The organism is Zobellia alginiliquefaciens, assembly GCF_029323795.1.
Lineage (GTDB): Bacteria > Bacteroidota > Bacteroidia > Flavobacteriales > Flavobacteriaceae > Zobellia > Zobellia alginiliquefaciens.
Map to the genome: position 1 here is coordinate 3,781,155 of NZ_CP119758.1, position 16,060 is coordinate 3,797,214.

9 protein-coding genes are annotated in these 16,060 nt (G+C 40.5%); all 9 read right to left on the reverse strand.

Annotated elements, in window-relative coordinates:
- Nucleotides 1–4: 4 nt before the first annotated feature.
- The 9 genes from P0077_RS15665 to P0077_RS15705 are packed head-to-tail and all read right to left on the reverse strand — an operon-like array spanning nt 5 to nt 15,918.
- On the reverse strand, nt 5–2,626 hold the full coding sequence (locus P0077_RS15665; protein ID WP_276166151.1) for a VPS10 domain-containing protein: 2,622 nt from the start codon (nt 2,624–2,626) through the stop codon (nt 5–7).
- Between the two features lie 30 nt (nt 2,627–2,656).
- Complete coding sequence (locus P0077_RS15670; RefSeq protein ID WP_276166152.1) at nt 2,657–3,922, reverse strand: LamG domain-containing protein; 1,266 nt, start codon at nt 3,920–3,922, stop codon at nt 2,657–2,659.
- A gap of 39 nt (nt 3,923–3,961) precedes the next feature.
- Nucleotides 3,962–5,776 (reverse strand): alkaline phosphatase D family protein, encoded by a 1,815-nt coding sequence (locus tag P0077_RS15675; protein WP_276166153.1) that lies wholly within the window; start codon nt 5,774–5,776, stop codon nt 3,962–3,964.
- Between the two features lie 25 nt (nt 5,777–5,801).
- Nucleotides 5,802–7,418 (reverse strand): sulfatase-like hydrolase/transferase, encoded by a 1,617-nt coding sequence (locus P0077_RS15680; RefSeq protein WP_276166154.1) that lies wholly within the window; start codon nt 7,416–7,418, stop codon nt 5,802–5,804.
- 34 nt (nt 7,419–7,452) lie between these two features.
- Nucleotides 7,453–9,021, reverse strand: coding sequence for a sulfatase family protein (locus tag P0077_RS15685; protein WP_276166155.1), 1,569 nt, complete (start codon nt 9,019–9,021; stop codon nt 7,453–7,455).
- 4 nt (nt 9,022–9,025) lie between these two features.
- Entirely contained in the window at nt 9,026–10,417 is a 1,392-nt protein-coding gene (locus P0077_RS15690) for a glycoside hydrolase family 28 protein (protein WP_276166156.1), read from the reverse strand.
- 44 nt (nt 10,418–10,461) lie between these two features.
- The gene (locus P0077_RS15695) at nt 10,462–12,039 is read right to left on the reverse strand and encodes an alpha-L-fucosidase (RefSeq protein ID WP_276166157.1); all 1,578 of its coding nucleotides are present in this window, start codon (nt 12,037–12,039) and stop codon (nt 10,462–10,464) included.
- A 1-nt stretch (nt 12,040) separates the two neighbouring features.
- Nucleotides 12,041–13,444 carry a glycoside hydrolase family 28 protein gene (locus P0077_RS15700; RefSeq protein ID WP_276166158.1) on the reverse strand — a complete coding sequence of 468 codons (1,404 nt, stop codon included), beginning with the start codon at nt 13,442–13,444 and terminating at the stop codon, nt 12,041–12,043.
- Nucleotides 13,441–15,918: a glycoside hydrolase family 2 TIM barrel-domain containing protein gene (locus P0077_RS15705; RefSeq protein ID WP_276166159.1), complete on the reverse strand. Its 2,478-nt coding sequence runs from the start codon at nt 15,916–15,918 to the stop codon at nt 13,441–13,443. The genes P0077_RS15700 and P0077_RS15705 overlap by 4 nt, the downstream gene beginning before the upstream one ends.
- Nucleotides 15,919–16,060 lie beyond the last annotated feature (142 nt).

Sequence of the window (16,060 nt, forward strand, 5' to 3'; positions counted from 1 at the left end):
TTTGTTATAGCTTAATGGTTTGGTTGGGCTTAGGGTGTTGCGTTACATACCACCCGCTACCACGAGTAGAGACATAGAATTTTCCTGGCGTATAGTTGTCTATGGCAATATCGTTTATACGATCACTTTGACCATTGCCCCGATTAATTTTGGTCCAAGTTTTTCCGGCGTCTTGGGAAAGATAGGTACCTGCATTTTTTGTGCCGATGGAAACGTTACCCAGAGTAGATACCAAAATGGTATTCGGGTTATAATACGCCGTTTCAATACGGTTGGTCCAAGGATAATCAAAAATAGGTTTCCAGGTACGTAAGTCATCATCGCTCACCCAAACTCCTCCGGCATTTGGCTTTCCTCTTTTGGTTCCGGCGGTAATATAGGCTTTCCCGTCTCTGGAAAAATGAATGTCATTTATGCCTTGACTGCCCGATATGTTCTCGGTGGACGTAACTTTTACCCAGGAAGTACCATTATTAACGGATTTAAAAAGACCTCCATGTTTATTCTGTATGGTGGCATACAATGTGTTGGGGTCTTTCGGGTCAAAGGCTATTTTGGTAGCATCTCGTGAATCGGGCAGACCTGTATTGGCTTCTTGCCAGGTTTTGCCGCCATCATGACTTTTATGAACTCCAAATCCGGTTACGGAATTACCTACCCATTCCATATCAATAGAATTCTTAGGGACTACAAAGTACATGTTATCCGGATTTTTAGGGTCTATGATAAGGTGATTTTGATGTACGCTTTGGTCTCCACTATGCGCCTTTATCTCCCATTTAGGAATGGCAATACCGTGTTCTTTCCATGTTTTTCCATTATCAACGGATTTTAACAATTTACCTTTTGCAGCCTGTCTGAAGAACAGAGCATAATGAACCAAGGTATCTTTTGGATGTATGGCATACCAACTGAGTGATGTTTCATGGTCCAGAAAATTATGGGATTCTGCACCTTGAGCTCCGGGACGAACCTGAGACCCTTCATCGTTGGTTATCCACAAACTGTTTTCTCCCGCCATGCAGAATACCTTATTCTTTATATCCGGATGTTGGTAGAAACCATGACCTGGCAGATTACTGTTTCCGGCCCCTACATAACTTTCCGTATCCGGAGTGGTATACTCATCATCAGTATCTACCCAAGTTTCACCTTTGTCGTAGCTCATTAGGGATATTTTGGCCATTTGGGTGTGAAGCACTGTACCGTCTGCATTCCATCGTATAAAATTGGACCCTTTACGTTCATAGAAGTCCCTGTCTACCCAATCTTTTAGGTAACGAAGAGAGATGTTGGTTTCCATAGGGTTGCCTCTTTCTTTCCAGTAGGCATAATCTTTGGAGGTCGTTTTCCAGGCTTTTCCGTTACGAAGGGCAACATGCCAATTTTTACCTCCGTCTTTACTGCGCCAAATCTGACCGGGTTTGAAGTTGTTCCGAGAAGCGTTGGAATATTCATTGTTAAGGTAAATATTATCTGCATCATTAGGGTCTACCGCAATAGTGTTAAAACGGATGGTAATGGCCGAGGGCATTTCCGGGAATTTTTCCTTAAAATCATGGTCTTTCATATCAAAAACATAAGCTGCGCAGTGTACATAGCTCTTTTTGACATCTGCATTCTTTTGAAATTGCCGCATATCCAAAGGCAAGTTGCCATCTAATTTTTCCCAACTTTCGCCACGGTCAATACTTTTGAAAATCCCACCCTTGTCATTGGTCAATGTTTTACCATCTGCTTTCCACATGGGGTTACATATAACGTATAGGGTTAGGACATCATTTTTTTTGTTGTAGTGATGGCTCATAGCTCGCATTACATCATAATCAAAACCATTGTTTTTTTGGGACCAGTTGTTTCCACCATCCGCGCTTTTATAAAAACCATAGTTGGTACTGGCGTATATAATATTTGAGTCTTTTGGGTCTACCAATAAAGTTTCGAATTGGGTTTTTGGATGCAAACCTTTGTTCAGTACTACCCAGTTTTTACCCTTGTCCGTACTTTTCCAAAGTTTGTTTAAACTAGGTTCATGTTCTTTAGAGCCGTGGGGTTTGCTATTGGGGAACAACATTCTACCTAAATGTCTCATTTCACCACCACCGGCATACCAGATATTATCGTCTTTAGGGTCGACGGTTACGCAGGAAACGTATTTGCCTTTAAAAACAGGATGATTGAGATTTTTCCAAGAGCGGCCTCGGTCTTTGGTAATGAAAATACCCTTATTCTTGTCATCGCTACAAAAACCAAAATCATGGTTTTGGTGGGAGAAATCTACACTAAAAAGTTGCATGGGGCCTCGGTGCCCTTCCCTGTAACCGGATTCATCACCGTTCAATATGGTATTGTACGTTTTTCCCTTATCAAAAGAAACGTAAGAATTACCCATATTAGGGCTTATATAGAGAGCATTTGGGTCCGTAGGGTGCCAAAAGGCGCATTTGTTGTTGCCACTCATGCCAGGGCCAAATTGTTGCCAAACCACAGAAGGGTCGGATGATACTTTTTCGGTCTTTAGGCGTTTGAAAAAAGTAGAACCTTTTTGCGGTGCTTGAGCGAATATCAGCATTCCCATGAAGAGAAAGGATAGGGTGGCTATTTTAGAAAGGGAGGTTTTACTCATATCACTGTGGTTTGGAAAATGGAAGCCTATTTATTTTATCAAGTTGATATACAGTGTGTTTTGATCTAAAATATTTTTGTTATCACCGTTTACAGGTCGAATGTTGGCCGTTAGCTTATAGGGCGATTCGGTAGATAGCTTTTCTTCCACCTGAACCACTGTGGTAATATTGGCATATCCCGCATAAGCAATAAATTTGGACTCCGCCACTTTTTCGCCTTCTGCATCAAACAATTTCAGTTCTATTTCTCGGTCTTGATTTGCCTGATAGGTAAGTGGAATTTGAACAGTGTTAGACTCTTTTTGAGAGATAATGGCCGTATTGAACGATACATTTTCTTTATAAAGTTTCAACGTACTCTTATTCGTTGAATTGGCGTCATTGGCGTCTACCAGCTTATAAGCTCTAACCCAATCATAGTACACCGTATTTCTACTTGGGTCGTTTAATTCTTCGGCACTAGGAATTTCTATCCACGGAAATGGATAAGTTTCACTCACTAAACGCATGTACATAGGTTGATCAAAGGGTTTCTCTTTTATCTTATCGTAAAATTTTTGATGTTTTGGCTGTCGGTCGTTATAATAGTAGCTCGCTGTACTTTCATTACGCCACCAACCTCCATATATATTAAAATCTTCCGAGGTAAGTTTTTCGTCTTCAAATTTTACTTGTGGGGCTCGGTAATCATGTTTTTCGCCATCGCAGTCCGTATACCAGAAATGGGAATTGGAGTGCATTCCACTGGCAAAGTAACTTCCATTAAAATCCCCTTCACGCCCAATAGATTCATGAATATCCCACTCTAAACCGTATTTGTCACAATCGTTCGGTCCTTTAAAATTGTTGCTGCTCGAAAACCAGAATGTGGTGGACATGGTCGTAGCGGCAGCTTTAACACGACATTCGTAATAACCAAATTGAGTCGATTTTTTCGAAACCACGGCGGCCCCTCCAACGTTAAAAGTTATATCTCTACCGTAGGCATGAACTATAGTATCCTTCTCAAGTTTTTTACTTGTCATTTTCAGAAAACCATCACCCACAGAAACCTGTGATGCCATAAAAAGTCCCGGTGGACGTCCAATCCAAGTGGGGTGGTGGTCGTACCATTTGGTAGTGTCTAGTTCTGTACCGTTAAATTCATCTGAAAAATCAGGGTTCAAAACCCAACGCTTGCCCATAGGCGGTTTTGGGGGTCCCTGGCGAGTTTCTTCATTGGTATTAGGTATTTCTTGAGCAAATAGGCTACCGCTTACAAATGCAAAAAATATAATGGCGTGTTTAAAAATCATTTTATTTCGTTTAGGTTATTATTTTTTGGAGAGCAAAAGTTAGATGCTCACGCTTATTTTCTTGTTATTTTTCTTTTGTGCTTCAACTTCATAAAAGCGCTGAAGTTTTTCTCCTTCCCCAACTTCAATGGTGTAAGCACCTTGTTGGAGCACTTTGGGTTTATATTCAGCACCTTTTATTCGGAGAGAGGTTATTACTTCACCTGTATAAAAGTCCTTTACGGTGACTACTTGATCGGGTTTTGAAATCTTTAAACCGGGTAATTCATAACCATTTTTAATTTGAAAATTATCCGTTTGCTTAAAAGTGATCGGCCAATCGCTATACGGTTTTGCATCGTCTGCAAACATATTCGTATTTCTTGGCCAGCATTCGTAAGTGATTTCTCTTTTAGGTTTGTTAAAGCGAATAATGCCATAGCCTGAAGCTCTTCCGTTCAATAGGTTTTCTGTGGGAGTATTGTCTTCATGGGTAGGGTTGGCAATGGCATGAACCGTAATTTTATTTTTAAATCCGTCCAAATATTCACCCGTGTAATCTGCTGTGCCGGGTTTTCTGTTTTTTCCGGGTTTTTCAGGTTTCCAATAACGTAACCAAAAGTTAGATGAAGCAGGTACTGCAAATGAATAACCGGCGTTGTTCCAATCTTCAATTCCATGATGAACCACAGAACCTAGATGTTGGTCTCCCGCAATCATACAGGAAAAACTTTTTCTAATGATACCGAGTGCTTTGTTTCTTCCCGATTGCGGCCAGCCGTTGGAATCTACACTATAGCGTTGTCTTTTTTCTAGGGTAGGGGAATGGGTGGAAACACTGGCAAAAATGGTTTGGGAGAGTACAGCTTTCATTTCCGCATTTTCCCAATCTGTGGTCCAATCTTCTAAAAAGTCCATTTGGCGCTCTCCCAGTAGGGTAGCCTCGGGCACGTTCATTTCGCGTGTATCTGTAAAACCTCTTTTATTCAATACGCGGTCCGGCCCCGATTTAAATTTTCTGTCTTCTATGATTGCAAAACTGATTCCGCCCCATTTTAAATCGGTATAATAGACACCTATGCCCTGTTCAATAGGAGTAGGGTCATAGGGGTCCGGTAGGTGGCTGGTCTGTGCACGCTCAACTTCCTGAATATATGAAACAGGCATGTAATACCCTCCCTTTGTACCGTCTCTGTTTTCGGATTTTATTCCGCCATCGCCCCAAAAATTACCTTGACCTATATCGTGGTCATCGGGAATGGTAATGGTTGGCGTATTCCTGATGATATCTCCAAAAACCTCCCCGAATTTTAACCAATAGCTGTAATGCTGACTATGGTCATACACTTGGTCTCCCGCAAAGAACAGCACATCTGGTTTTAATTTGTTTAAATTATTTATGATGTCGTCTGCTGGGCCTTGACCGCCATGTCTTTTGTAAATGGACCAACAGGAAAAGGCGGCCATAATTACTTCTTCCTTGTTTACAGGATTTTTTTGAATGGTGCCTGTGTAAAACGACTTTTTATTATACGCCACCCGGTATTCTTTCTTTAGGGTGTCGTCCCAGTTATCTATCCGGAAAAGAGCTGTGTAGCCAGGATAGTTAATCCGTGATTCTTGAACGGTCTTCCATTCATTATTTTCTTTAATCTGTAGCTCTGCGGAAAATGGTTCATAATCCTTTATAGGATAGAACTGAGCGGTAAGTTTTAAGGTGTTCTCATGAACGGTATATAAGGCAAAGCATATTTTGTCTTTTGGAGACGGACTTTTAGAGGAGTGCGGCGCTGTCTTTTTCTGTGCCTGTGCCTGTACACCAATGGTTAGACCTATGAAAAGTTGTAAAATAAATGATTTTAAAATGGTTTTCATTTGATAATAGTTTAGTCCCAACCGCTTATTTTGTTTTTTTAAGGGAATCAATTTTTCCTATACCATTTGTAGGAGCATCATGTTGGGTTTCATGAAGATTAAAAGTAGGAATAGTTTTTAATAATTTGTCACGTTCATTTTTATGTGCTTGTGAAACTTGACTCCAATCTTTTATTTTAGGATAGCTGATAAGGTCATCCGGTGTTTTACTTACATCATACCACACATCGTTTCCATCTTTTAGAACAAGGTTCCCTCTTACAATTTGGGTTTCTTTATGATAGCCGTAAACCCACTCCCGATGTGTTGTTTTATCCGTAGTCAAAAAGGGTATTAAACTTTCTCCATTGATTTCATAACTATTGGGAATTTCTACATTAGCGATATCGGCAATGGTAGGGAGCACATCCGACATATTTGCAAGCACATCTTGCATTCCTTTTTTGGTCATATTCATTCCTGGAGCGTAGATGATTAGAGGTACGTGCGTACCTTTCTGAGATACTGGACTTGATTTGCCGTAGCCACTAGTACCATTGTCCGCACAAAAAATAAAAATGGTGTTGTTCTCAATACCTAGCTTTTTAAGTTTGTTCATGTACTGCCAAACCTGATAATCTAGATAGTTTATATGATGGTGAATACCGCTATCGGTAACCGTACCATGGGTGTCATACACTCCGTTATCTCCGGTAACATTAGGTTTAATACGTGTGTATTTTGATCCGTCCCATGAAATTTTTGGCGTACCGGGCCATTTGTTTCCGGAGTCTGGGTTGAAAAAGTCCCAAGCATCATGACCCAAGTGACTGGTATGGTATACAAAGAAAGGTTCTTTTTCTTTTTGCTTTCTTTCCATGAACTCAAAAATAAAATCTAGTTCCACATCGGGACCAAAGGTGTTCAATCCAAATTCTTTTTCCGCTTTTTTAGTATTGGGCCACCACACAAGTTTTTTGTTCGTGCCGGGGTGGTTCATGAGCTGTACATGTGGTTTCCAATACCAACCGGATTGTACGTAGCTTTTCTTATGGATTTCCTTATTGGTATCGGCATTAAAAATCTTCTTCTTTCCGTTTATTTCTCTAGTTTCCAAACGGAAGTCCGTGGTGTGTATGGCTTTATTGTAAGAGCCTTCTCCTGGCGTAAAACACCCTTCGTCAAACTGAAATCCTTCAATCTCCATTTGTGTTTTTCCTGCCCAAAACGTAACATAGCCACCTGCTTTGGCCACATTGGCGATGGAGTGAGGTGAACTGTCATATAAGTTCCAAACGCCTTTGCCGTTGGGAGCTTTACCTTTGTCTTTATTATGCCACCATTTGTGTAAATGCGCATACCTGCCTGTCATCATCATAGCCCTACTTGGTCCGCAAACCGTAGCTGCCCAGGCGGTTTTAATATAACAACCTTCTTCAGCAAGTGTGTTCAATACAGGTGTTTCTGCACGGTATTGCATATCTGAGGTATTACCTCCTTTTGGAGGGCTCCAAACCGTAGAGCCGTAAATGGGCAGTTCACGGGCACTAATATCATCGGCATATAAAAGAATGATATTAGGTTTTTCTTGGGCTATTCCTAATGAGGTTATCATCAGGCTTCCTAGTAAAACCCATAAGACTTTATGATTTGAAATTTTCATGTTCTGGTTTGATATGTTTTTAAGTAGTCTGGATTCAATAAAATTCCCAAAATCCGTATTTCTCACCTTCAATATTTTTTTTAGTATCACCCAATTCCTTGGCTTTCTCCTTCATTTCTTTGCGCATGGTCCGTACTTGATCGGCGTATTCGGGAAAGAAGGAAAGGTCATAAACCTCCCAGGGGTCGTTTTTAATATTGAACAATTGGGTAACGCGGGATCCCATTACGGTTTCACCGCTCTTTTTGTCATAATTATTTGCACGGACGTACTCAATTAATTTATAGTCCCCTTTTCTATATGCCCTTTGGAACTGCCTGTAAGCATGGTAGGTATAATCCCGAACACTGGTTTTTTCTTTATTGATTACAGGCAAAAGACTTTTACCGGTAACCGAACTAGGCACATCATTACCGATAAAATCCAAGATCGTAGGGAAGATATCGAAGTTATAGGCTAAAGCCTCTCTTTTACCGCCCTTGTCTTTTATGAGATTACCTGAAAAAACGAGTGGAATATGAACTCCATCTTCATCATAAATATTCTGTTTCCCCATTAAACCATGATTGCCAACTGCCAGACCACTATCACCAGCAAAAACAATTAACGTATTTTCATAGGCGCCGCTTTCTTTCAATGATGCAATGACTTTACCTATTTGGTCATCTAAATGAGTGATAATGGCATAGTAATCGGAAAGTTGTTCTTTCGCCACATCCGGTGTTCTGGGCCACACGGCCAATTCTTCGTCTCTTAAAAACATATGCCCATTATCAAAAGGGTGTTGTGCCATATAGGAAGGGGGGAGGATGATATCCTCAATTGGGTACATGTCTTTGTATTTCTGTGGTGCCTGTCTTGGATCATGAGGCGCGTGAAATGCCAAATACATGAAGAAGGGATCTTTCTTTTTATAATCCATAATAAACTTGGAAGCACTTTCTGCATAGATTTGAGAGGTATGTGGACCGTTTTTTTCTGTGCCGAAAGGGCCTCTTTTATCCTCTTTGGTTACCGGTCTACGGACCACTTTTCCATCGGTATCATATACTAGTAGATATCCATCCTCTTTTTTGTAATCACCGTCTTTTTTCCAGTCCCAAGAAGGCATACGAAAGTGATCGACCAAGTAAATACCTCTGGACATTATACGATCTCCTGAATCAAAAGAACGAGACAGACTGGCATTATCTTGGTGCCATTTGCCCACAATATGGGTGTTGTAGTTTTGGGCCTGTAAGGCTTCTCCTATGGTTGAATGTTCGGGCGGAATAGTGTGTCCCTGACCCTGTAATTCAAATACGTTTCTACCGGTCAATAACATAGCTCTACTGGGAACGCAGGTAGCACCGGAAAAAGCACCCATTAAATATCCATTGGAAAATGAAATGCCATCAGCAACCAAAGCATCCATATTTGGAGTCTTTACTTGCATGCCACCCAAGGCATGTACTCCTGAAAAGCGATGGTCATCCGTATAGATTACAAGTACATTAGGCCGGTCTTTCTTTTTGGTTTTACGTTTTTGAGCCCTTACGGGAAGCACCAATAACGTACAAAAAACGACTAAAAAGCAAAGTGAAAATCGATTTCTAAACTTCATATTGTTATTCTGATTGAACTGAATGTGTATCCACTAAAATTTGAGTTTCTCTTTGATCATCATCGTTCAAGGAAAAGGAGATATTCTCCGTGTGTAAGCTTTCTATATGCCTACCGTAAATTCCATACGCCGGAAGGACCTTGAAAAAGCTGAATTCCGGATACCTTTTTACATCTTCTTCAACCTTGGCCATAGTGTGCTCCATAGTTCCTCCTCCAGGGAGTTCCAAGTTTATATTTTCTAAAGTTATTTTACCGATTTTATGGTCCGGCGTTCCCGTAATTAGTATACCGGATGGTGGCTTTACCCTAGAACTATCTAAAACTCGGGCGTTACCTTTTACATTTTTAATGACCACATTGGTAATGGAGCCTACTTCTTGTTTTTTTGCATTACGATAGGTGCGTAGGCGTTCTCCAAGACGAATGAAAATAGGCATATCTACTCTGTCCATCTGGATGCCGTCTATAGTCACATCGTGAATGTTGGCACCATCTACACTTAGGATTTTTATTCCGCCACCTTTGGTGTCATAAATCTGACAGTTTTTAATATCTATGTTGTACATATCTCCCATAGACTCGGTGCCAAACTTAATAGAGCCCCAATCGCTTTTGAGCTTGCAATCGCTTACTTGAACATTGTACGTAGGCTTTGGGCTTGTAGTCTTAATACAAATGGCATCATCTCCCGTATTGATATCGCAATTTTTGATTATTGCATCATAGCTGGAATCTAAATCAATACCATCATTATTCTTGTGGGCATGACTATAAATGGAAACGTTATCTACCAAGATAGCATTGGATTGATAGAAATGGCAAGTCCATGCGGCCGGCTGGCGTAAATGAATATCCTGTACTTTTATTTGAGAGGAGTTTACGAACCGCAAAAGAAAGGGCCTATTGGAGCCAAAATTTTTAGTTTCGGTAATATTCAATTCCTGAATTTTTGCCTTTATATTTTTCGATAGAAAAGCTTCTCCGTTTCCGTCAATAATTCCTTTTCCGGTTACGGCAATGTTTGTTGCGTTCTTTGCCCCAATTAGGCAATTGCCGCGTAATTGTCCAGTGGCATCTTGAAACGAATCTATACTTTTATAATCTAACGGATTTGAACTTCCGATCAGTTTTGCACCTTCCGCTACATGCAGGGTTACGTTGTCTTTTAAAAGAAGTGTTCCTGAAAGGTAATCGCCATTTTCAATAGTTACAGTGCCTCCACCAGCAAAATTACAGGCGTCTATGGCCTTCTGAATATTTTTGGTATTCATTGTTTTGCCATCGCCTACGGCACCATAATCGGTTACATTATAGGTGTTCGTTTTTTCGGAACAGGCTATGAGCATTGAAAATAAGAGTATTACGGGAATAATTAGTTTTTGTTTCAATTTCATTTTGCGCTCTTTGTGGCTTCTAATTTTAAGCGGTTCCAAAATGGCTATTGTTCAGTGATGATTTTAAAGGTGAAAGCATGCGCGCCCACTTGTTTTTTGGGTAACTGTATGCGTAGTCCTTTTGTAGTAACATCAAATTCCAAGGATTTTTCGTACCCTAATAATTCAATTTTTTTAATCGATTTTGGATACACCGTGTTTCCTTGTTTTAATGTTTTTATGAGCAACTCGTTATTGGAAGGCCAGTCAAGGGCAATAGCATACAACTGATCGTTTTTGGTAGTAAAACGGATGTCTTTTGACGTGTTATCGGCATTTTTTTGTTCGCTCAAATGACCTTCAATAACTTTAGTTTCACCTTCTCCGTACACTTCAAAGGTTCTTGTTCCGTAAATTGCCTCGCCATTTACTTTTAGCCATTGGCCCATTTCTAACAAACGCTCTTTTACGGGCTCGGGAATTTCGCCATTGGCCTTTGGCGTAATATTAAGGAGAACCGCTCCATTTTTACTTACCACATCAACTAAGAAATCAACTAATCGGTTAACGGATTTGTATTTGGGATTTTTAATATGGCTCCAGGAATTCCAATCTATAGAATCATCTGTTAGCCATGGAAACTCCATTTTGTCTTTCATACGGGAACGTTCAAGGTCCAAAACGGCCGTGCCTTTGGCTAAATCATAAAACTTGTAAGTAGTAACAACTTCCTGTTTTTTATTTTTAGCTTGGTTGTAATAATATTGAAGAAATTCCTTTCGGTAATCCTCGCCAATAACATCCATTTTATTATCGAACCAAACTAAATCGGGGTCGTATTTGTCAATGATTTCTTTAAGACGGGCCAACCATTCTTTATTGAACTCTTCACCTGCAAGCGGATAATATTTTTCTATTCCTGCATCAATATCATGGGTTGAAGGCGGATATTGAAAGTCGCCCTTCTTCATTTTAGGGCCGTAAAGTCCGGCGTATTTTGGGTTACTGGCATCCGTAGATTCGTCCCAAGTAGGAAACCAACCCAATAACCAATGCCTGTGAAAGGTAGCTATGAATTTCATATCCCTCTTCTTTATTTCTTTGGATAGTTCCCCCATAATATCCCGCTTAGGCCCCATGTTCTTGGCGTTCCATTTGGTGAGGTCGCTGTCCCACATCGCAAAACCATCTGCATGTTCGGATACCGGACCGGCAAATTTAGCCCCTGATTTTTCAAAGAGGTCGGCCCATTCTGCTGCGTCAAATTTTTCTGCAGTGAACATGGGGATGAAATCTTTGTACCCAAACTCGTCTAAAGGCCCGTAGGTATTTACGTGATGTTCATAGAATTGGCTTGCTTTGCCATTTTTAGCTTCGGGATTGTCTTTGTTTACATACATCCAATGGGAGTACCACTCATTTTTGAATTCTGGAACCGAGTAAGGTCCCCAATGGCAATAAATTCCGAATTTGGCATCTAAGAACCATTCAGGAGTAGTGTGTTGTTTTAGTGACTCCCAATCCGCTTGGTATTCTTGGGCAGAACTAACTTGAATTGAAACAAGGGCAACAATTGCCCATAAGTATCCTTGAAGAGTGTGTTTCTTGATTGAATTGTTTTTGTTGTGTGTTCGTTCTAGCATGTTATTGTTTAAGTATGTCGTTTTCTGAAATCGATTTTCGGTTTAGCCGTACACCTGTAATCATTTCGTTTTTTACATTTTGAAGTACTATCGGTTTTCGGGAATCGGTATTTACTGTATTCAGAATAAAATTATCTACTACCAATCCGTCTATATGTCTTGCATAAATTCCGGAAGCGGGTAGGGAGCCTACCAAGCTGAATTCTGGCCACCAGCCGTTTAATACTTCTTGGGTATATTCCTTAATTTCCAATTTTTTGGCATCCTCTAGGGTTCCTCCTCCAGAAACCGTAAACTGTACATCTTTAATGGTGATATCCTCTATATTGTGCCCAGGGAAACCTGTTAAGAAAAAGGCCGAATTTTTGTCCGATTTTGAATTGTCCACTACAATATTGCTAAAGCTAAAATTGTGCATTCTTTTTAGAGGCTCCAATTCTCCTTCTGGAGTGTCTACGGAGGCTCGTTGTTGTGTAAAGGTCATGAATACCGGTCTTGGTACGTTCTCCATAACCAAGTTGCTAAAAACCATATTCTTCATTTCCCCACCTTCGTTTTGCTGAATTTTGAGTCCTGAATCTTGAATGTTTTTAAAGGTACAATTGGTTACCGTAACCGATTCAATATTTCCACGGGACAATAAGCCTATACGCATGCCGCCCCATTTGGTACTAAAGTGACAGTTGCTTACGGAAATGTTCCTACAAGGTTTATCCGGTCGTGATGCTTGTAAACAAATACTGTCATCGCTATTATCAAAATTGCTATTGGTAACCCGCACATTGGTGCATCCGTCAAAGTCTAGTCCATCACCATTATTGTTCACGCGACTGATAATATTGATGCCGCTCACGGAAATATTATCGCAATACAGCCATGCAGAGGTCCATGCAGCAGGGTTGATTAAGGTGATATCGTTTAAATGGATGTCCTTTACGTTTACAAACCGAATCATCATAGGTCTACCTCCTTTTTTCTTGGTAAAGTTTTCTTTATGCCCATTACCGTCTATAGTACCATAGCCTTCAATGGCGATGGAGCGTGCATCCTTGGCGAAAATCAAACAACGATCCATATGAGGTTCGTTTTTGTACATGTTCTTATGGGTATTGGTTGTATAATCCCTATAATTGGGACTTCCCAAAAGCACGGCACCGTTTTCTACGTGTAGTGTTACAAAGTCCTTTAAGTAAATAGTACCTGTCACGACCGTTTTTCCGGCGGGAATCAAAACTCTGCCTCCGCCATTTTTTGTACAGGCATCTATCGCTTTTTGAACGGCCTGTGTATCTACGGTAATTCCATCTGCCTTTGCTCCGTAGTTTACCACGTTAAAATCAGTAGCTGTGGCCTGCAGGCAGGAAATACCACAGAGAACTATAAAAAATAATTGTACTCGTTTCATAGGGTTTTTAAGGTGGTTTTTGCGCCTTCTAATCCATTGGAAGTGGCGGTGATGGTAATACTTCCGGTTGCATCCGTAGATTTTACGATGAGCAAACATTTTCCATTAAAAGCTTTGATTTTCGTTTCTTGAAATCCTTCCAAGGAAGCTGAATTTCCGTTTCCTACAGCGGCTAAAACCCCAGCACCTTCTACAGCGAAGCTCACTTCATTGTTGGCCAAGGGAGCTATATTTCCGTCTGCATCGGTGATATCCACCGTTATAAAAGAAAGGTCTTTTCCGTCTGCTGTAATTTCGGTGCGATCAGGCGTCAAGCTTATCTTTGATGCTTTTTCAGCTGTTTTGATAACTTTTACCGTTACGGGTTTTCCGTCTTTATAACCTATAACTTTTAGATTACCCGGTTGATAGGGCACTTTCCAGCTCAATCGGTATTTAGAAGTGTACATTCCTCTTTCAAACCCGCGGAATTCCGCCGGGATATCTGTAGTGTCAACTCCTTTTATTTTTCTGCCCATAGATTTTCCGTTCACGATCAATTCTACTTCATCACAATTGGTATACGCAAAAACAGGAATTTCATCACCTTCTTTGCCTTCCCAGTTCCAGTGGGGAAGAACATGTACCATTGGCTCCGTGGTCCACTGGCTTTGATACAAATAATATCGGTCTTTTGGAAAGCCACATAAATCAACGGGGGCAAAGAAAGAAGCGTGTACGGGCCAATCATCATTCCAATACCCATCTGTAGAATTGTCACGACCACCATATGGGGTAGGTTCGCCCAAATAGTCGAAGCCTGTCCACATAAATTCACCTAAAAACGTTGGGTTTTCGGCTTGCACATCAAACTCAACATCCGGAGGATACGCCCACGATGGCCCTACGGTTACATCATAACTGGATACTTGATGGGTTTCTTTTTGATGTTCATAGGTAATGGGTAGATGATAGGTACCACGGCTACTGGTCTGCGATGAGGTTTCAGAACCGTACAGAATCATATTTGGGTTTTCTTTTACCGTTGCGGCATAATCGTAAGGTTTATAATTAAGACCAACAATATCAATTTGATAGGCCAATTTATTTTTAAACGCTCCCCTATAATTGTTGAAACCGGCTGTAGTGGGCCTGGTATGGTCTTCGTCATGACAGATGTCATTCAGCATTTTGGCGACTTTCCATCCATCTTTTTCGCGCTGTTCTATGATTTCGTTACCAATACTCCACATGATTACGGAGGGGTGGTTGCGGTCTCTTTTTATCATATCCCTTAAATCGCGCTCATGCCACTCGTCAAAAAACTTGTTGTATCCGTTAATGACTTTGGGTATTTTCCATTCGTCAAAAGCTTCGTCCAAGACCACAATTCCTAGTTTGTCACAAATCTGTAGCATTTCTGGTGATGGCGGGTTGTGGCTGGTACGCAAGGCATTCACGCCCATACTTTGCATGATTTCCATTTGACGTTCCGTAGCCCTATAATTAACTGCGGCACCTAAAGGGCCAAGGTCATGGTGCATGCATACCCCTTTGAATTCTACAGGTTTTTCGTTCAGTAGGAACCCTTTTTTTGCATCAAAGGAAATACTGCGGATACCCAGCGTGCTTTTAAATTCGTCTATTACTGTACTGCCTTTTTTAATTTGGGTGACTACGTCGTACAAATAAGGGTTTTCAATGCTCCAGCGGTTGGGGTTGCCTACGACCAACTCTTCTGTAATAATTTTATCCGTAGATTTTTCTAGTTTAATTTCCTGACTGTTGCTTACAACTACATTATTCAGCCCACCAATTATTTTTGTTTCCAGGGTTACAATAGCATTTTTGTCGCCAGCATTTTTAACTGTAGTTTCAATTTTAACTGTCGCCTTTTCATCGGATACTTGGGGAGTAGTAATATAAGTTCCCCATAATGGAACATGAACACCATTGTTAATTTTCAGGTAGGTACTTCTATAGATACCGGCACCTGAATACCAACGGGAGGCTAAATCTTCCGGAGCGACCCTTACCGCAATTACATTATCCCCTCCAAATTTTATGTATGGGGTTAAATCCAACTCATAACCCATATAACCAAAAGGACGTTCGCCATTGTATTTGCCATTAATGTACACTTGACTATTATTCATTATACCATCAAATAAGACCGCTATTTGCTGTTCCGCATATTTCTTATCTACAGTAAAATGTTTGCGGTACCAAGCTGTACCATGAACTGGCAAACCGCCCGTGCGGGCATTATATTTTTTATCAAAAGGACCTTCAATGGCCCAATCGTGGGGTAGATTTAATTTTCGCCATGTGGCATCGTTAAAAGTGGTTTTTTCTGCATCTTTTGGGTCTCCTTTTGTAAAGAGCCAATCGTTATTAAAGGATACATCACCATGGGTAGCTTTAGAACTTAGTTGACCAAAGGAAAAACCAAATTGAAGTAAGAGGATAAATAGAAAGCTTTTTCTCAACATCATTTTCACGTTAATATTTATTGTGGTGAAAGTCTTAAATAATTATTGGGCAAAAGACCACGAACAGTTGAAATTATAGAACAGATGGTTTTTTTTGTTTGCTCTATATCGGAAGCACTTAGTTTAATGCCTTTTTATAGTAGGC

What these genes read in the sequence shown, in the direction of transcription:
- P0077_RS15665 (WP_276166151.1), bottom strand. Translation starts at nt 2,626, where the DNA reads ATGAGTAAAACCTCCCTTTCTAAAATAGCCACCCTATCCTTTCTCTTC.
- P0077_RS15670 (WP_276166152.1), bottom strand. Translation starts at nt 3,922, where the DNA reads ATGATTTTTAAACACGCCATTATATTTTTTGCATTTGTAAGCGGTAGC.
- P0077_RS15675 (WP_276166153.1), bottom strand. Translation starts at nt 5,776, where the DNA reads ATGAAAACCATTTTAAAATCATTTATTTTACAACTTTTCATAGGTCTA.
- P0077_RS15680 (WP_276166154.1), bottom strand. Translation starts at nt 7,418, where the DNA reads ATGAAAATTTCAAATCATAAAGTCTTATGGGTTTTACTAGGAAGCCTG.
- P0077_RS15685 (WP_276166155.1), bottom strand. Translation starts at nt 9,021, where the DNA reads ATGAAGTTTAGAAATCGATTTTCACTTTGCTTTTTAGTCGTTTTTTGT.
- P0077_RS15690 (WP_276166156.1), bottom strand. Translation starts at nt 10,417, where the DNA reads ATGAAATTGAAACAAAAACTAATTATTCCCGTAATACTCTTATTTTCA.
- P0077_RS15695 (WP_276166157.1), bottom strand. Translation starts at nt 12,039, where the DNA reads ATGCTAGAACGAACACACAACAAAAACAATTCAATCAAGAAACACACT.
- P0077_RS15700 (WP_276166158.1), bottom strand. Translation starts at nt 13,444, where the DNA reads ATGAAACGAGTACAATTATTTTTTATAGTTCTCTGTGGTATTTCCTGC.
- P0077_RS15705 (WP_276166159.1), bottom strand. Translation starts at nt 15,918, where the DNA reads ATGATGTTGAGAAAAAGCTTTCTATTTATCCTCTTACTTCAATTTGGT.